Annotated in this window: 15 protein-coding genes; 13 read left to right on the top strand and 2 right to left on the bottom strand. The window is 43.7% G+C overall.

The features are described 5' to 3' along the window. Window position 1 precedes the first annotated feature (1 nt). The 13 genes from K5Y33_RS08260 to gndA all read left to right on the top strand — a co-directional run bounded on the left by K5Y33_RS08260 (window position 2) and on the right by gndA (window position 14,120). Complete coding sequence (locus K5Y33_RS08260) at window positions 2-1,225, top strand: glycosyltransferase (RefSeq protein ID WP_192411955.1); 1,224 nt, start codon at window positions 2-4, stop codon at window positions 1,223-1,225. Beyond that, a complete protein-coding gene (locus tag K5Y33_RS08255) occupies window positions 1,222-2,562 on the top strand; it encodes an MOP flippase family protein (protein ID WP_008104858.1) in 1,341 nt (446 codons plus the stop codon). Before K5Y33_RS08260 ends, K5Y33_RS08255 begins: the two co-directional genes overlap by 4 nt. A gap of 326 nt (window positions 2,563-2,888) precedes the next feature. Beyond that, complete coding sequence (gene galF, locus K5Y33_RS08250) at window positions 2,889-3,782, top strand: UTP--glucose-1-phosphate uridylyltransferase GalF (protein ID WP_008104857.1); 894 nt, start codon at window positions 2,889-2,891, stop codon at window positions 3,780-3,782. 48 nt (window positions 3,783-3,830) lie between these two features. Continuing rightward, window positions 3,831-4,844 carry a UDP-glucose 4-epimerase GalE gene (gene galE, locus K5Y33_RS08245; protein ID WP_222233681.1) on the top strand — a complete coding sequence of 338 codons (1,014 nt, stop codon included), beginning with the start codon at window positions 3,831-3,833 and terminating at the stop codon, window positions 4,842-4,844. 418 nt (window positions 4,845-5,262) lie between these two features. Beyond that, complete coding sequence (gene rfbB / locus K5Y33_RS08240; RefSeq protein WP_222233680.1) at window positions 5,263-6,342, top strand: dTDP-glucose 4,6-dehydratase; 1,080 nt, start codon at window positions 5,263-5,265, stop codon at window positions 6,340-6,342. Then, window positions 6,342-7,229 (top strand): dTDP-4-dehydrorhamnose reductase, encoded by an 888-nt coding sequence (rfbD, locus tag K5Y33_RS08235; protein WP_222233679.1) that lies wholly within the window; start codon window positions 6,342-6,344, stop codon window positions 7,227-7,229. Before rfbB ends, rfbD begins: the two co-directional genes overlap by 1 nt. A gap of 39 nt (window positions 7,230-7,268) precedes the next feature. Then, a complete protein-coding gene (gene rfbA / locus K5Y33_RS08230; RefSeq protein ID WP_222233678.1) occupies window positions 7,269-8,150 on the top strand; it encodes a glucose-1-phosphate thymidylyltransferase RfbA in 882 nt (293 codons plus the stop codon). Continuing rightward, window positions 8,150-8,698, top strand: coding sequence for a dTDP-4-dehydrorhamnose 3,5-epimerase (gene rfbC, locus K5Y33_RS08225; RefSeq protein ID WP_222233677.1), 549 nt, complete (start codon window positions 8,150-8,152; stop codon window positions 8,696-8,698). The genes rfbA and rfbC overlap by 1 nt, the downstream gene beginning before the upstream one ends. 49 nt (window positions 8,699-8,747) lie before the next feature. Next, window positions 8,748-9,689 carry a glycosyltransferase family 2 protein gene (locus tag K5Y33_RS08220; RefSeq protein ID WP_370634099.1) on the top strand — a complete coding sequence of 314 codons (942 nt, stop codon included), beginning with the start codon at window positions 8,748-8,750 and terminating at the stop codon, window positions 9,687-9,689. Between the two features lie 17 nt (window positions 9,690-9,706). Further along, window positions 9,707-11,002: a rhamnan synthesis F family protein gene (locus tag K5Y33_RS08215; protein WP_222233675.1), complete on the top strand. Its 1,296-nt coding sequence runs from the start codon at window positions 9,707-9,709 to the stop codon at window positions 11,000-11,002. Then, window positions 11,002-11,802, top strand: a complete 801-nt coding sequence (locus tag K5Y33_RS08210) for an ABC transporter permease (RefSeq protein WP_222233674.1) — start codon at window positions 11,002-11,004, stop codon at window positions 11,800-11,802. Before K5Y33_RS08215 ends, K5Y33_RS08210 begins: the two co-directional genes overlap by 1 nt. 4 nt (window positions 11,803-11,806) lie before the next feature. Then, the gene (locus K5Y33_RS08205) at window positions 11,807-12,580 is read left to right on the top strand and encodes an ABC transporter ATP-binding protein (protein WP_222233673.1); all 774 of its coding nucleotides are present in this window, start codon (window positions 11,807-11,809) and stop codon (window positions 12,578-12,580) included. Window positions 12,581-12,710: 130 nt separating this feature from the next. Then, complete coding sequence (gene gndA, locus K5Y33_RS08200) at window positions 12,711-14,120, top strand: NADP-dependent phosphogluconate dehydrogenase (RefSeq protein ID WP_222233672.1); 1,410 nt, start codon at window positions 12,711-12,713, stop codon at window positions 14,118-14,120. 37 nt (window positions 14,121-14,157) lie between these two features. Here the strand turns inward: gndA and K5Y33_RS08195 are convergent, their stop codons facing one another. Further along, a complete protein-coding gene (locus K5Y33_RS08195) occupies window positions 14,158-15,267 on the bottom strand; it encodes a hypothetical protein (protein ID WP_222233671.1) in 1,110 nt (369 codons plus the stop codon). Next, the gene (locus K5Y33_RS08190; RefSeq protein ID WP_222233670.1) at window positions 15,264-16,577 is read right to left on the bottom strand and encodes a glycosyltransferase; all 1,314 of its coding nucleotides are present in this window, start codon (window positions 16,575-16,577) and stop codon (window positions 15,264-15,266) included. The genes K5Y33_RS08195 and K5Y33_RS08190 overlap by 4 nt, the downstream gene beginning before the upstream one ends. Between the last annotated feature and the right edge of the window lie 981 nt (window positions 16,578-17,558).

The raw sequence follows: 17,558 nt of genomic DNA, 5'->3' as shown, positions 1-17,558 counted from the left end.
GATGAAGCTGACCTTTTTCACCATGCGTTTTCCTGTTGCCTCTGAGACCTTTGTGCTCAATCAGGTGACGCATTTCATCGATGCAGGCTACGACGTGGAGATTATCTCCGTGTTTCCGGGCGATATGATTAATCGCCACGCCGCGTTCGATGACTACAATTTGGCAGCGAAAACCCACTATTTACTGCCGGAAGAGAAAGTATCTAACCTTGATAAGCTGACGCAGCGTATCGGGTTGATACTGCCGAAAATCACCAAAGGTGCGCTGCTCAAGTCGCTGAATGTGCGTCGCTACGGCGCACAGGCCAGCAAACTGCTGCTGCCGGCGATTGTCGCCAACACTAAACAGCCTTACACCGCCGATGTGTTTCTGGTGCACTTTGGCTATGCCGGCGCGCTGGCTAACAAGCTGCGCGAACTCGGCGTGCTAAAAGGCAAGCAGGCGACGGTGTTCCACGGCGCGGATATCTCGCGTCGTCACATCCTGGAAGAGCACAAGCTCGACTACGTCAACCTGTTTAAACAGAGTGAATTGATGCTGCCTATCAGCCACTTGTGGGAGAACAAGCTGATTGAGATGGGTTGTCCGCGCGCCAAGGTGCATGTCACGCGTATGGGCATCGAGCCGGAGAAGTTTAACTTCCGTCCGCGCGAGGCGTTCCATCAACCGCTGCGCATCGTCTCAGTGGCGCGTCTGACCGAGAAGAAAGGGTTGGATGTGGCGGTGAAAGCCAGCGAAATCCTGCGTAATAATGGCGGCCAGTTCCAGTTCACCATCATCGGTAACGGCGAACAGGATGGCATGATGCGCGAGCACATCGCGCGCGCTGGATTGCAGGATTACGTCACCATGCCGGGCTTCAAGCCGCAGGATGAAATTCGTCAGGCGCTGAACGAGGCGGACATCTTCCTGCTGCCGTCTAAAACCGCCGCAGATGGCGATATGGAAGGCATTCCGGTGGCCCTGATGGAAGCGATGGCGGTTGGCTTGCCGGTGGTGTCGACCTATCACAGCGGCATTCCTGAGCTGATTGAGAATGACGTCAGCGGATGGCTGGTGGCCGAAAACGATCCTGACGAGCTGGCAGCGACGTTGCTGCGCCTGTCGCGTGGCGACGTGGATGTGGCACCGGTGGTCGCCGCTGCGCGGCAGAAAGTCGAAACTGAGTTCAATCAGCACATCGCTTACGGTGAGCTGGCGAAAATTCTGGAGCGCATGGTGTGAGCGGATTAAAAAAACAGGCCGTTTGGCTGTTTGGTAGTACCTGTTTTGCCGCATTGCTTCAGGTGTTACAGCTCGCCGTGCTGGCGCGCAAACTGGAAACGCACGAGCTGGGTTTACTGGCGATCATCAATGCGATTCTGGCGGTGGCGACCGTGCTGCAGGATATGGGCATGAGCAGCTATATCGTGCATCGCCAGGATATTAATCGCCGCGAGCAGAGCACTATTTACTGGGTGAACGTGTCGCTCAGTTTCTGCACCGGCTTGATTATGCTGGCGATTGCCTATCCGGTGGCGTGGTTCTATCACTTGCCGGAGTTGGTGGGCCTGATCATGCTCACCAGCCTCAACTTCCTGGTGCTGGGACATCTGTCGCAGTATCAGGCGCACTATGTGAAAACCAAACGCATGGTAACGCTGGCGAAGATTGAGATGGCCACCAAGCTGTTTGCGTTCCTGTGTACCGTGGCGATGCTGTATTACACCTCGCTTACCGTGGCGGCGGCGATTCTTGGTCTGTTCATCAACGCCTTCACGCGCATTCTTTGCATGATCTACTTCGGCGAGAAATCCTGGCGTCCGACCTGGGAGTTCGACGGCAAAACCTTCGTCAGCGCCGTGCGTTATGGCGTGTATCAGCTCGGTTCGCAGACCATCAATCAGCTGCGTACCCAGGCCGATGCGCTGATCGTCGGTAAAGTGATGGGTGCGGAGATGCTGGGGATTTACTCGCTGGCAAAAGAGCTGATTCTGCAACCGCTGAAGCTGGTTTCGCCGGTGATTAACCGCCTGGCATTGCCGCGCTTCGCTGAGAAGCAGCACGATCCAGAGCAGCTGAAAAAGCTGTTCCTGAAAGGCACCTTCGTCATCATGCTGTTCAGTAGCGCGATGTATCTGGCGATTGGCATCCTTTCCCCGGTCATTGTGCGCGTGCTTTACGGCGCTTCGCATGAGCAGGTTTACCATCTGATTCCGCTGATGCTGCTGTTTGGCATGCTGCGTCCGATGGGCGGCTTAACCGGCGCGATTTCCCAAGCCAACGGCCGCACCAATGTTGAGTTCTACTGGAACATTGTGGCGAGCTTAGTGGTGGTTGCGGTGCTGGCGACAACCTACATCTGGCCGAACGTGCTGTATGTGGCGCTGACTCTGTCGATCTCGCAGGTGCTGATCTCAGCCTTTGCCCATCCGTTCTTCATCAAGCCGGTGATTGGCATCCGCTTTATGCCGTATGCGCGTCAGTGGGTTTCGGTGTCGGTGGTGTTTGTTGCGCTGATGATGCTGGTAAACCACTTCAACCTGTTCGTGATGCCGGAATGGTTTGAGGGCTGGCTGTAGCCATCAACATCCAACCCGCGTGATGAATCGCGCCGCTACAGATGACTCAATGTTTACACGGTCCGTAGCGGCGCCATTTATGGCGCATTATCGACACAGCTTTCAGTCAATCTCTGGTCTCGTCATCTCAAATCCTTTCACGATTTTTCAGCGGTTTAGCGCATCGGTTCCTCATTGGTATTTCGGCGTTTTTACCGGCCAAATTGGCGATTTTTGATGGTGTGACAGAGAGTTAGTGCCGGTTTTTCAGATAAAGATTATACTTGCTCGACCGGCCGATCCTGCATAATCGACCCCACGTATTCACTTCATGAAATGGAATAAATATGACCAAGCTTAAAGCAGTAATCCCCGTTGCGGGTCTCGGTATGCATATGCTTCCTGCGACGAAAGCCATTCCGAAAGAGATGCTGCCAATTGTCGACAAACCAATGATTCAATACATTGTTGACGAATGCGTCGCGGCTGGCATCAAGGAGATTGTGCTGGTCACCCATGCTTCCAAAAATGCAGTGGAAAACCACTTCGATACCACTTACGAGCTGGAAGCGCTGCTTGAAGCGCGCGTTAAACGTCAGCTGCTGAGCGAAGTGCAGTCAATCTGTCCGCCGGGCGTGACCATCATGAACGTGCGTCAGGCCAACCCGTTAGGCCTGGGCCACTCTGTGCTGTGCGCGCGTCCAATGATTGGCGACAACCCATTTGTGGTGGTGCTGCCAGACGTGCTGCTGGATGACTCCACCGCTGACCACCTGCGTTATAACCTTGCCTCAATGGTTGCGCGTTTCGAAGACACCGGCCACAGCCAGGTGCTGGCGAAACACATGCCGGGCGAAGATCTTACTGAATATGGCGTGCTGACTACCGAAGAGCCGATTGATAACCCAGGCGATATCAGCACCATCACCAGCTTTATTGAGAAGCCAGAAGCGGGTTCTACCGACTCTGACCTGACAGCAGTTGGCCGTTATGTGCTCTCTGCGGATATCTGGGAAGAGCTGGAGCGCACTGAGCCGGGCGCATGGGGCCGTATTCAGCTGACCGATGCTATCGCCTCTCTGAGCAAGAAGAAGCCAGTTGATGTGCAGCTGCTGACCGGTACCAGCTACGACTGCGGTCGTAAACTCGGTTATATGCAGGCATTCGTCTCTTACGGCTTGCGTAACAACGATCAGGGCCGCGATTTCCGCGAATCTATTCAGAAAATCCTGGCGAAATAAGCTTTCTCATTCTCTACCGCGCCTTTAGCGCGGTTTAAAGGAGTACACATGGCTATTTTGGTAACGGGCGGAGCGGGTTACATCGGCTCCCATACGGTGCTGGCGCTGTTAGAGCGCGGCGACGACGTTGTGGTCCTGGATAACCTTTGCAATGCTTCCCGCGAAGCCATCAACCGCGTGGAAAAGCTCTCAGGCAAAAAAGCGGTGTTCGTTGAAGGCGATATCCGCGATCGCGCCTGCCTGCGTGACCTGTTTGCCACTAACGATATCAGCGCTGTGATTCACTTCGCCGCACTGAAGGCCGTTGGTGAATCCACGCGCATGCCGCTGGAATACTACGAAAACAACGTGGCTGGCACCGTGGTGCTGCTGGAAGAGATGCGCGCTGCTGGCGTGTGGAACTTCATCTTCAGCTCATCTGCGACCGTTTATGGCGCCGATGCACCGGTTCCTTACGTGGAAACCACGCCAATTGGCGGCACTACCAGCCCGTATGGTACTTCGAAACTGATGATCGAATTCGTGATGCGCGATTTCGCTAAAGCCGATCCGAATTTCAAAGCCATCGCACTGCGCTACTTCAACCCGGTTGGCGCGCATGAGTCTGGTGAAATCGGTGAAGATCCATCCGGCATTCCTAACAACCTGCTGCCGTACATCGCGCAGGTGGCGATTGGCCGTCTGGAGAAGCTGGGCGTGTTTGGCGATGACTACGACACGCCGGATGGCACCGCACAGCGCGACTACATTCACGTTGTCGACCTGGCAGAAGGGCACCTGAAAGCGCTGGACCACTTAGCCAAAGTCGAAGGCTACAAGGCTTACAACCTCGGTGGCGGCGTGGGCTTCTCCGTGCTGGAGATGATCAAGGCGTTTGAGAAAGCGTCTGGTAAGCCAATTCCGTTTGAGTTTAAGCCTCGCCGTGATGGCGATCTGCCGGCGTTCTGGGCAGATGCCACGCTGGCGAACAACGAACTGGACTGGCGCGTGACGCGCGGGATCGATGCCATGATGCGTGATACGTGGAACTGGCAGTCGAAGAATCCGAATGGATTTGAGTAACATTACAGCGGGCCCAGCGCCCGCATTTTTAACACCTCGTCTGAAAATCACTTCTAAGCTTTCATCAAAATCTGATTGAGTTGAATTATTGACTCAGCAAACATCACCTCCGACCCAAAGCGGTCAATACTTAAACTAACACCCCGGTAAAATCTGTAATTTGTTCGTCATTGAACTTTACGAGTGGTAGAATTCTTAGCTGCTTACCGTTAAACCCTATTTATCGGTTTCGGTAATAAAGAATAGAGTTAACAGCAAGATAGCAGCATTAAAGCCGGTGCGCTTTTAATTAAATTTTGCCTTAAACATCAGCTATGTGGGAGCTGCAACCCAAGGGCGGTAGCGTGGCTGAATGACACAGTAGAATAATTCCAATTGGTATAAGCCTCACTGAGCGAGTCAGGAAAAACGGGACGTTATGAAAATCTTAATTACAGGTGGTGCAGGATTTATCGGTTCGGCAGTAGTTCGTCATATTATCAACCATACCAATGATGAAGTGATTAACGTCGATAAATTGACCTATGCTGGCAACCTTGAATCACTGAAAGCTGAAAGCCAAAACGCGCGTTATAACTTCAGAAAAGTTGATATTTGCGATGGTGTATCTTTACTGAACGTATTCAACGAATTTCAGCCTGATGCGGTAATGCATCTGGCAGCAGAGAGCCATGTTGATCGCTCTATTACTGGACCTTCAGAATTCGTTCAGACTAATGTCGTCGGAACCTATGCGTTACTGGAAGCAAGCCGCCAATATTGGGCTGCATTGGACGCTGATAAAAAACAGGCTTTTCGTTTCCACCATATCTCTACAGATGAAGTGTATGGCGACTTACCTCATCCTGATGAAACATCAGGTGAGCTTCCATTGTTCACTGAAGAAACCCCGTACGCACCAAGCAGCCCGTACTCTTCTACCAAAGCCGCAAGCGACCATCTGGTTCGCGCATGGGGCCGCACCTACGGCTTGCCGATCGTTGTGACCAACTGTTCCAACAACTACGGCCCTTATCATTTCCCGGAAAAACTCATCCCGCTTATCATCAGCAATGCGCTGGAAGGAAAACCGCTGCCAATTTATGGTAAAGGTGACCAAATTCGCGATTGGCTGTATGTAGAAGATCATGCTCGTGCGCTTTATACCGTAGTGACGCAGGCGAAAACTGGCACCACTTACAACATCGGCGGCCATAACGAGAAGCAAAATCTCGAGGTGGTGCACAAGGTATGTGAACTGCTGGATGAGCTGCGTCCGAAAGAGACTTCATACGCTCAGCAAATTACCTATGTTGCAGATCGTCCGGGCCACGATCGTCGCTACGCGATTGACGCTTCGAAAATTGAACGCGATCTCGGATGGAAACCGCAGGAAAGCTTTGAAACCGGCTTACGTAAAACCGTGCAGTGGTATCTCGACAACCAGCAGTGGGTTGAGCATGTGAAAAGCGGGGCGTATCAAAACTGGATTGAGCAAAACTACGAGAAGCGTAGCTAATGAAAATTTTGCTATTAGGTAAAAATGGGCAGGTTGGTTGGGAACTGCAGCGTGCTTTGGCACCGTTGGGTGAGATCATTGCTTTAGATCGTCATTCAACAGATTACTGCGGCGATTTAACTGATCCTACTGGCATTGAAAAAACTGTACGGGATATTAAGCCTGACGTGATTGTGAATGCCGCGGCTTATACGGCTGTCGATAAAGCTGAAAGCGATTTGCACAATGCTGAGTTAATCAACACAACCAGCGTAAAAGCATTGGCTTGCGCGGCGCGTGATGTTGGGGCGTTACTGGTTCACTACTCAACGGATTATGTGTTTGATGGCAGCGGCGAGCGTCCGTGGAACGAGGACGATGCGACTGCACCACTAAATGCTTATGGCAAGACTAAGCGTCAGGGTGAAGAAGCGATCATCGCCGATGCACCTCACTATTTAATTTTGCGCACCAGTTGGGTCTATGCCGCCAAAGGCAATAACTTCGCTAAAACGATGATTCGTTTGGCGCAGGAACGAGAAGCCCTATCTGTCATCAACGATCAATTTGGTGCGCCAACCGGCGCAGAATTGATTGCGGACAGTACTGCGCATGCAATCAAAGCGACTCTGGCTAATCCTGAAAAATCGGGCATTTATAATCTTATCGCTTCAGGCGTGACAACCTGGCACGCCTATGCTGAGTTCGTGATTAATTGTGTCCGTGAAAAAGGTCTAGAGCTGAAAGTAAAAGCGGTGAATACTGTTGAAACTGCAGCTTTCCCAACGCCAGCTAAACGCCCATCTAATTCAAGGCTCAATACCAGCAAATTCACCAGCGCTTTTGAATTAACGCTTCCGGAATGGAAGGTTGGTGTAAAACGTATGCTGGATGAACTTTATAATTAAGCAGTATTGAATCAGATTAATAAATTAAAGGATAACGTTGTGAATAGTAAAAAAGGAATCATCCTTGCTGGCGGTTCAGGAACACGCCTTTATCCAGTGACGATGGCCGTCAGTAAGCAGCTATTGCCAATCTACGATAAGCCAATGATTTACTATCCGCTCAGCACTCTGATATTAGCGGGTATTCGTGACATTTTAATTATCAGCACGCCGCAGGATACGCCGCGTTTTGAAAGCCTGCTTGGCGACGGTTCCCAATGGGGCTTAAACATTCAGTACAAAGTGCAGGAAAGCCCAGACGGTTTGGCGCAAGCTTTCATTTTGGGTGAAGAGTTCATCGGCAACGATAACTGCGCGTTGATTCTGGGCGATAACATTTTTTATGGTCACGATTTACACAAGCAGCTCGAAGAAGCCTCAAGTAAAAAAAGTGGTGCGACAGTATTCGCTTATCATGTTCACGATCCAGAACGTTATGGTGTTGTTGAGTTTGATGAAACTGGGAAAGCTGTTTCATTAGTAGAAAAGCCTACTGAACCTAAAAGTAGCTATGCGGTAACGGGCTTATATTTCTATGACAATAGCGTTGTTGAATTGGCTAAAAATCTTAAGCCTTCACCACGTGGTGAGTTAGAAATTACTGATATTAATAACTTGTATTTAGAAAAGGGTGAATTGTCAGTGTCCATTATGGGGCGCGGTCACGCCTGGTTAGATACAGGGACTCACCAAAGCCTGATTGAAGCGAATAACTTTATACAAACTATCGAAACCCGCCAGGGCCTTAAAGTTGCATGCCCGGAAGAAATTGCGTTCCGTATGGGCTTTATTGATGCTGAAAAATTGAAAGAGCTGGCACAGCCACTGCTCAAAAATGATTATGGGAAATACCTGATGGCGCTCTATAACGGAAAGCTCTAATGAAGATTATTGATACTGATATTCCTGATGTGAAAATCATTGAGCCAGCAGTTTTTGGTGATGAAAGAGGTTTCTTTATGGAAACCTGGCAACAGAAGAAATTTGAAGAGCTGGTGTGTCCACGTAGCTTCGTACAGGATAACCATTCGAAATCTTCTAAAGGTATTTTACGTGGCTTACATTATCAAACCACAAATACACAAGGTAAACTCGTCAGGGTTGTCTCTGGTGAAGTGTATGATGTGGCAGTTGATATGAGAAAGTCCTCACCAACTTTTGGAAAATGGGTTGGTGTATACCTGTCAGCTGATAATAAGCGTCAGCTGTGGGTTCCAGAAGGCTTTGCGCATGGTTTTTATGTTACATCTGAAAGTGCTGAATTTGTTTATAAATGTACTGATTATTATAATCCTAAAAATGAACATTCATTACTTTGGAACGATTCAGATCTCAATATCACCTGGCCAATCGATGCAAATGAAACCCCCGCGCTTTCTGCTAAAGATAAAGACGGAACGCCATTTGCACAAGCAGTGACATTTGATTGATTCCCGAAACTAAGGATGAGGATTAACTCATCCTTTTTTTATATAGCTGATGATGATGAGCGATAAAGGAAAAATAAGTATCCTGATGGGTACTTATAATGGTGAAAAATATTTAGAAAAGCAACTGCGTTCCATTGCTTCTCAAAATTATACTAATTGGACGCTCATTGTTTCTGATGATGGTTCAACAGATAGCACCTGTGAAATCATTACCCGTTTTGCCAAAGAATTTTCTGAAGGCAGAGTTATCCTGTTTCAGGGGCCAGGTAAAGGATTTGCTGCCAATTTCTACAACCTGCTTAATAGAAAAGATATTGATTCGCCGTTCTATGCCTTTTGTGATCAGGATGACATTTGGTGTGACAATAAGCTGGAAGAGGCTATTAATCAGTTAACAACAAATGATTTCTCTCCTGACAACTATGCTTTATATGGCTCCCGCACAAAGCTAGTTGATTCTGACGAAGTTAATATTGGTTATTCACCCTGTTTTCTCAAAGAATTTACTTTTAGTAATGCACTTTTGCAAAGTTATGCGGGCGGCAACACGATGGTTTTTAGTCGTGGACTAAAAACGGTGTTTGAGACATTCCCTGCCAACCTTCCGATTGTTTCTCATGACTGGATTTTGTATATCATATGCAGTGCAATGAATGGAACAGTAATCTACGATCGTGAACCAAAAATTCTCTACCGCCAGCATGGGCAGAATTTAGTGGGCAGCAACACGGGTATTTTGTCTAAGCTCACAAGATTTAATCGTTTGTTTGCAGGTGAATTTAAATGCTGGAGCGAGAAAAATTGTATGGCGCTTGAGTGTTTGAAAGACAGAATGCCGGCTGACAACAGACGTGATTATGAAAGATTTAGTGCTTTGAATGGAAGTCTTTTGAAACGAATTACTAACTTTATTAAAGGTGGATTTTATAGACAAAGCTTCATTGAAACATGTGCTTTCTTTATCATGAATCTCTTTAGGAAATTAGTTTAACCATCGACGGTGTTAAAATGAAAAGAATTATTTATATGATTACTAGGTTGTTCCTGAAAATCGTAATTTATCTATATTATGGCGTGCTATCAATTCGTGATGATATAAAGACAAAGAAATATACAAATGTCAAAATTAAGAATGAGTTCACGGGTGGGAAAGTTATGCTCCTTGCGCTCTATGAGAAATCATTACTTAGAAATGATACACTTGAGCTTTTAAAAGAAGCGAAGCGCAATGGTGTATTTGTTATTGCTGTGAATACCTTAAGATTGGAAGAGCAAAATTACCCTTCTGAATTAGCCGATGTCTATATAGAGCGTGATAATTATGGGCGTGATTTCGGCAGTTATAAAGCAGGAATGAAATATTTCTTCGATAAAAATTTCGATGAAAAATGTGAGCGATTGCTCATTATCAACGACAGTATATTTTTCTCAAAAATTGGCTTATCAGAGTTTGTAAGGAGTCTCTTCGAAACAAACGTTGAAGTGCTTGGTGCAACAGAAAATAGTCAACATTCTCATCATCTTGGTTCTTTCTGCATATCAGTTGCTGGTAAAATTACACGTAATGCTAAGTTTAAAAGTTTTTGGTCAAAATACAAGCTATCGAATGTTAGACCACTTGTTATTAAAAGAGGCGAATTTGGGCTTAGTAAACTTCTTAAGTCTTTAGTAAGTTCGGAACATCATTTTAAGTCAATCTTCAATGTCTCGTTTATGGAGAAAAAACTTAATAATGATAAAAAGTTCTATGAAAACTATTATTACTATCGTCGTGAGGGTGAAAGTTCATGGAGAAACCGCTCAATCACTGGATTGATTGCTAATGATGAAGTTTTGTCTTCATATTATAATAAATATATATTAGCTAATCAACGTGCTGAAAAACTAGCATTTGCCAGTAAAGACATTAATGAGTTTAACGTTATTGCCAAAGAATATGAAAACTATGAGTCGAGTAAAGTCGATTATTTGGAAGCGGTGGTTTTCTTTAAAAATACTGTCCATAAAGAATCCATATTAAGCGAACAGTTTAAGAAAAGATTGATTTCTTTATACTTAGATGAATTCACACTAGGCTCTCAGATACATATCAACTGTCTTGCTTTACATCATTGCGGATTGCCGATAATAAAACTCGACCTTATGTTCCGTTGTGTTTGCAATATGAATGATATTATTAAGCTAAGAGATCAGCTTGAAGAGTCCCAAAGGGAAGAGTTTATGACACTAATATTAGCTCGTCTGTGCGGTGATAAGTTCCTTGTCGGATTAAATCGTCTGGCATACCAATTTGGAATTTTGTAATGTCGATTAAGCAAAAATCAGTGGGGTGGGAAGACTTTACCTCGGCGCTTAAAAACTTTCACGTTGTGAAAGTGATGGGTGGTCAGGACATTAAGATGCGATACAAACGGTCTAAGATGGGGCCGTTTTGGATCACAATCAGTATGGCTGTTATGATCACGACCATGGGTTTAGTCTTTGGTAATCTCTTTAAAACTAACGTCAAAGAGTTTTTGCCCTATCTAACTCTTGGTTTGATTACATGGAGCTTTATTCAAAGCTCCATCTCAGAAGGTTGTGATGCCCTGATATCTTCAGAAGGGATTATTAAGCAGTTACCTGTTCCATTACATGTTCACGTGATGCGTGTAATTTGGAAAAACTTCATCATCTTCCTGCACAATATTGTTATATTTCCTCTGGTCTTGATTGCAGTGCAGAAAAGCATAGACTGGAGTGTTCTCTTGGTGATACCTGGTTTTATCCTTCTTATTTTGAATTTGACTTGGGCGTTAATGATTCTTTCGATGATATGTGCGCGCTTCCGTGATATGACACAAATAGTGTTAAGTATTATGCAGGTTATCTTCTATTTGACTCCAGTAATTTGGATGCCGAAACTTCTTTCGCACAGTGCTGCCGCAGCATTACTCACCTTTAACCCTCTTTACCATTTGATTGATTTGGTTCGAGGTCCATTATTAGGTGAAATTCCAATGATGAGCAGTTACATCATTGCAGCCGTTATGGCTGTAGTCGGTTTGGCTCTATCGATTGCGATGACGAGCAAATATAAATATCGCGTTCCTTATTGGGTGTAATGTAATGGCTAACATAAAATTTGAAAATGTGGGCATTGACTTTCCAATATTTGACGCCCAGGCAAGATCGATTAAAAAGAACTTTATCAATTTTGCTACCGGTGGAAAGGTTGGTCAGCATGATGGTAAAGTTGTGGTTTCGGCCCTCAATAACCTTAACTTCGAAATTAAAGATGGTGAGCGAGTTGGATTAATTGGCCATAATGGTGCGGGTAAAACAACGCTGCTGAGGATGTTTAGTAAGGTCTATCATCCAACCAGTGGCAGCGCTAAGATTGAAGGGGATATTGGTTCTTTAATTTCTATATCATTAGGGATCAATCAGGAATTTACAGGCAGAGAAAACATCTACATTCGTGGTGCCCTATTAGGACTGCGCAAAAAAGAAATTGATGCCCGAATTCAAGAGATCATTGAATTCACCGATCTGGGTGACTTTATTGACATGCCTGTTCGAACATACTCCTCTGGCATGCAAATGCGTTTAGGGTTTAGTGTTAGTACTATTTTTACTCCCGAAATTCTCCTTATGGATGAATGGTTGTCTGTAGGCGACGAAGGCTTTAAAGAAAAAGCCGAAACACGATTAACCAATATTATTAATGCAACGAAGATATTGATTCTTGCAAGCCATAGTAACGAATTGTTGAGAAAAACCTGTACAAGGATTCTTTGGTTAGAGCATGGCACGGTAAAAATGGACGGTACTCCAGAGGAAGTACTGCCGTTATATTTCAAGTCAGATATCAAAAAAGGTGATTTGTTAACCAATACATAATCATCCACAATTCTTGTGTGTTTTATCATCGCACCATTCACTACCTTTATTGGTGATAGATGAGTTAACATATTTGCCACTTCAATCACAAACTTGTGTTTGTGACGGTAACTTCAGACAGGAGTAGATAATGTCCAAGCAACAAATCGGTGTTGTAGGTATGGCAGTGATGGGCCGTAACTTGGCTCTTAACATTGAGAGCCGCGGTTACACTGTTTCTATCTTCAACCGTTCGCGCGAAAAGACTGACGAAGTCATCGCGGAGAACCAGGGCAAGAAACTGGCACCTTTTTATACTGTTGAAGAGTTCGTTGAATCTCTGGAAAAACCACGTCGTATTCTTTTGATGGTACAGGCTGGTGAAGCTACAGATAAAACGATTGCTTCATTGACCCCGCATTTGGACAAGGGCGACATCCTGATTGATGGTGGTAACACCTTTTATAAAGACACCATCCGCCGTAACAAAGAACTGTCTGACCAGGGCTTCAACTTCATCGGTACCGGCGTCTCCGGTGGTGAAGAGGGCGCATTGAAAGGCCCATCCATCATGCCTGGTGGCCAGAAAGAAGCGTACGAGCTGGTTGCACCGATCCTGGATAAGATTGCAGCACGTGCGGAAGATGGCGAAGCCTGTGTGGCTTACATCGGTCCGAATGGTGCGGGCCACTATGTGAAGATGGTGCATAACGGCATCGAATACGGCGACATGCAGTTGATTGCGGAAGCCTACGCATTGCTCAAAGGTGCATTGGGCCTGAATAATGAAGAGCTCGCTGAAAACTTTACTGAGTGGAACAACGGTGAGCTGAGCAGCTATCTGATCGACATCACTAAAGATATCTTCACTAAGAAAGATGAAGACGGTAAATATCTGGTTGATGTAATTCTGGATGAAGCCGCTAACAAAGGCACCGGTAAATGGACTAGCCAGAGCTCATTGGATCTGGGCGAGCCACTTTCCTTGATCACCGAATCAGTGTTTGCACGCTATTTGTCTTCTCTGAAAACTCAGCGTGTTGCAGCTTCCAAGGTACTCAGCGGCCCGCAGGCGAAAGCCTTTGCCGGAGATAAAGCTGAGTTCGTAGAAAAAGTGCGCCGTGCATTGTACCTGGGTAAAATCGTCTCATATGCTCAGGGCTTCTCTCAACTGCGTGCTGCTTCCGAAGAAAACAACTGGGATCTGCATTACGGCGAGATTGCGAAGATCTTCCGTGCTGGTTGCATCATCCGTGCTCAGTTCCTGCAGAAAATTACTGATGCTTATGCTAATGATGCAGACATCGCAAACCTGCTGCTGGATCCATACTTCAAGAATATCGCTGATGAGTACCAGCAGGCGCTGCGTGATGTAGTGTCTTACGCTATACAGAACGGTATTCCGACGCCGACCTTCTCTGCTGCTATTGCATACTACGATAGCTATCGTTCAGAAGTTTTGCCGGCGAATCTGATTCAGGCTCAGCGTGATTATTTCGGTGCGCATACTTATAAGCGTATTGATAAGGATGGCGTATTCCACACCGAGTGGTTGGATTAAGTAATAGTAAAAAAAAGCCTCAATAAGAGGCTTTTTTTTAAACTGACATTGGCAGTGCCAAAAATGATGACAAATAATTATGTTTTAAATTGTCTGAAATAATAATTTCTTCTGAGAGAAGATGATCATAGGTTTCAGGATCAAAGTCCTTGAGGTAGCCTGTTCTGAAAAAACATGCGTCAGGTGATATTTCTGATGATTTTGAGAATGTATGCTTTTCAGCAATGACTTTAATTAGGTCATCTACGCCATCACATCTAAATAGATTAACCCTTTTGTTGTATAATTCGTAATCTAATAAACACGTTGTGACTGTAGAAATACCATACTCACAGTACGGTATTAGATCATCAGAACCGCCAATCCCACTGAAATAAATATCCTTATCTATTCCATATAAATATATGTTTCTTGGTCTGTAATCTAACGCATTTGAGCTGAATGCTTGTTCAGATAATTCTGCAGGATGAACACACCAAATAAAAATTTCTGCAGGATTACTGTTAGCGTAATCAAATATTTCAGCGTAAAAGGTTCTTTTATCTTTAGGTGAGTATAGATACCAATTAGTATTAGAAGTAATTAAAGTAAATTTTGGTAACTGCCTTGTTTTATAAGATCCTTTTTTTATCGTCCTTGGGTATCCAAATCCTTTATCGCCAAACCACTGTAGCTTTTTATCAGAAATTGATGGCAACATACCACCAAAACCAAAATAATGTGAATGTGTGCTAATTAGTTTTGAGTCATCAGCTAAGTTTATTCCTGTCTGGAACATGCCATGTGGGATTTCATATATAGGCAATTTAACCTTCAGACAAGCAGAGACAATTTCATTAATTGTAATAGGAATGAATGGAAGTACATACCCCAAAAAAACTACTGCTTTATCCATATTTGGTAAAAGTCCAGCAGCCGAGTTTTTGTCGAGTATGAATTTTATTTTACTTTTAGGGTTTAAAGTCAAATACTCTTTTGCAATTAATTCAAAGTTTTCGGAATATATATAGCTTTCATAAAGACTTTGCTCTGCAACTATTAAAGCAAGTTCAAAGTGAGACTTATTAAATGGCAAGTAGATAATATGACTATCAGACCTGTTATTTCCAGTGGAAGTAAAAGTGCCTTTGACAATAAAATTATTCATAAACTGTAACCTGCAATAGCTGAGTCATACGCTTTAAGCGAAGCGTTAGTAATTGCTTCTGGATTATCGAATAAATATGAAAGAGTTGCAAACCATTCATCTTCAGTGGAGCATATCCAACCGTTTTCGTTATTAGTTATGCAATCATCGTATTCTGTAACGGAAGATGCGATAACAGCAACGCCCTGTGATGCAGCTTCTATAAACTTGATATTAGATTTAGCATCATTAAAAACAGTTTTTTCTAACGGAACTAAAACGATATCATGTTTATTAATTTCGGCGAGCATTTCATCAAAATTAACTAATGGCATAAGATTACACTCTACACCCATATGTGAGAATATAGACGTTTGGTCGCTAACCATACCTAATAAACTTAAACTAAATTTATTAGGATAGTTTTGTGCCAGTTTAATTAGGGGGCCACTAATTGTACTATAATCTTTTAAGTGAGTTTTTGATCCTGATAAGTATAATACGCGCACTTTACTATTAATAATTTTATTGGCTACTTTCTCTCTGGGAATAAAGTACTCGCGAGGTAATTTATTCTTAGAAATCGAAATATCCTTAATTAAATCAGAGTGTAATCCTGCAATAGTTTTAGTTGAGCATATCATCTTATCTACGCCTAATAAAATAGATGAATCTTGAGTCCTCTCTTTGAGTGTTTGATGGTAGTCCGAAATACCTGATCGCACAGCCCCTTCGTATTCCGAGTAATCCGGAAGTAAAAGGTCATCCATATCAATCGTGATTGTTACATTCAAAGTACGACAAAGTTGTACAAAGTATTTTGTTTTACGGCTACCACTACTGGGACGGATGAATACCACTTCTTTTGCAATAAATATCTCTTTGACTGAGTCCAGAAAACTCATGTCTCGATCGATGATTACGGAAGACTTTTTCCGCACTTCAGGGAAGTACCCGCGATAGAGATTAGAAGCATTTGTCTTGTCAGAATCGAAAAAAATTATTGACTGGCCAGATTCAAAATGTTTTGTTTTTTTTATGGCTCGAAAATTGGGTTCAAAAAACTCGCGACCTTCCTTAAATCCATATGTATAGTAATGATGAATCCCCGACAATCCTGAGTTTCTTATATCTTCATAGAATGAGAGATATTTTTTTTCATCTAATAAAAGACTTTTAATATATGCATCTGATAAGTCCGGACGCAACCTTACAAGATTAGATAAAAAATCTTCGAAGTGGTTATGTGAGGGCACATGCGCAATATTCTGTGATTGTGAGTCCAAAACTGGGTCACTTCTAAGTAATTTAAAAAAAGATGAATATTTCATAGGGGTTCAATCTATTATCAGGTTGAAAAAAAGGATAAATTGCCATCCTTTATCCTCACGCTTTAGGGTTTTCAAATTCGAATGTTATGCTGATATCTTTATAAGTGCATAATTATATTTCCTTGAAGCTTTCATATCAAGGTTTATTATGTGTGGAACACATAATATTAAAATGTTTATATGCTAGAATAGCAAAGTAATTAATGTTAATAACAGTCATTTTTATGTTACTTTTCCAGTTGATAAAAAAAGATGTTTATTCCGATATTTATAATGAACTTTCCCCTTTAATTGCACTACTTTGCGTCAATTTACTTAGAAATTGGCATGAAAAATGATGGTTCGCTTGAATATTGGAATGATCATTTTTGAACGTCTCAGTATCTATTTGGCTGTAATATAAATCCTGATTGCGTAAAATTAAACTGAAACAATGCTTCAAATGAAGTGGGAATGTGAAAGCCCTCAAAATTTTATATAAAGAAACAGTTGTATCAATTTTCTCTGCTTTCAACCGAATGTCGATAATGCCTTGAATTTTTCTTTGGATATAACAATCATTGCTTTGCTTTCCATTAATTTCTGATGATTGAATTTGTATCATTGAAGATTTTCAAGCGAGTTGTTAGTTGAAAATTAGAGGAGTGCTTATACTACATTAACTCTTTAACGTCATTTGTAACGGATCTCGCAGATGTTCCAAATCAGGAGCATTGGGGGTGTTAAGCGTAATGGGAAAGATTATTTATCTCCATTTTTATCGTTTTTATGATTGTGAATCCATTGATACTGTCGACTACTTAACTATTTACTCAGTTAATTTTGTGAATTCATTATGTATTTTAAAAAAGAAAAAATCAGAAAGTAACATATTTGGCTCTCTTCATATCACAATAACTGACTACGATGTTTTTTCAAGAAATAAAAGTTCGCAGGGTCTAAAAAATGTATACCACAAGAGAAAAACATCTAGAGCTAACT

It is taken from the genome of Pantoea sp. DY-17, assembly GCF_019795975.1.
In the GTDB taxonomy this organism is placed as follows: Bacteria; Pseudomonadota; Gammaproteobacteria; order Enterobacterales; family Enterobacteriaceae; genus Pantoea; species Pantoea leporis.
This window is presented reverse-complemented; position numbering and strand designations above follow the sequence as displayed.

Bases quoted from the DNA above. Each gene is read 5' to 3' on its own strand.
- K5Y33_RS08260 (WP_192411955.1), top strand. From the start codon at position 2: ATGAAGCTGACCTTTTTCACCATGCGTTTTCCTGTTGCCTCTGAGACC.
- galF (WP_008104857.1), top strand. From the start codon at position 2,889: ATGACCAAGCTTAAAGCAGTAATCCCCGTTGCGGGTCTCGGTATGCAT.
- galE (WP_222233681.1), top strand. From the start codon at position 3,831: ATGGCTATTTTGGTAACGGGCGGAGCGGGTTACATCGGCTCCCATACG.
- rfbB (WP_222233680.1), top strand. From the start codon at position 5,263: ATGAAAATCTTAATTACAGGTGGTGCAGGATTTATCGGTTCGGCAGTA.
- rfbD (WP_222233679.1), top strand. From the start codon at position 6,342: ATGAAAATTTTGCTATTAGGTAAAAATGGGCAGGTTGGTTGGGAACTG.
- rfbC (WP_222233677.1), top strand. From the start codon at position 8,150: ATGAAGATTATTGATACTGATATTCCTGATGTGAAAATCATTGAGCCA.
- K5Y33_RS08220 (WP_370634099.1), top strand. From the start codon at position 8,748: ATGATGATGAGCGATAAAGGAAAAATAAGTATCCTGATGGGTACTTAT.
- K5Y33_RS08215 (WP_222233675.1), top strand. From the start codon at position 9,707: ATGAAAAGAATTATTTATATGATTACTAGGTTGTTCCTGAAAATCGTA.
- K5Y33_RS08210 (WP_222233674.1), top strand. From the start codon at position 11,002: ATGTCGATTAAGCAAAAATCAGTGGGGTGGGAAGACTTTACCTCGGCG.
- K5Y33_RS08205 (WP_222233673.1), top strand. From the start codon at position 11,807: ATGGCTAACATAAAATTTGAAAATGTGGGCATTGACTTTCCAATATTT.
- gndA (WP_222233672.1), top strand. From the start codon at position 12,711: ATGTCCAAGCAACAAATCGGTGTTGTAGGTATGGCAGTGATGGGCCGT.
- K5Y33_RS08195 (WP_222233671.1), bottom strand. From the start codon at position 15,267: ATGAATAATTTTATTGTCAAAGGCACTTTTACTTCCACTGGAAATAAC.
- K5Y33_RS08190 (WP_222233670.1), bottom strand. From the start codon at position 16,577: ATGAAATATTCATCTTTTTTTAAATTACTTAGAAGTGACCCAGTTTTG.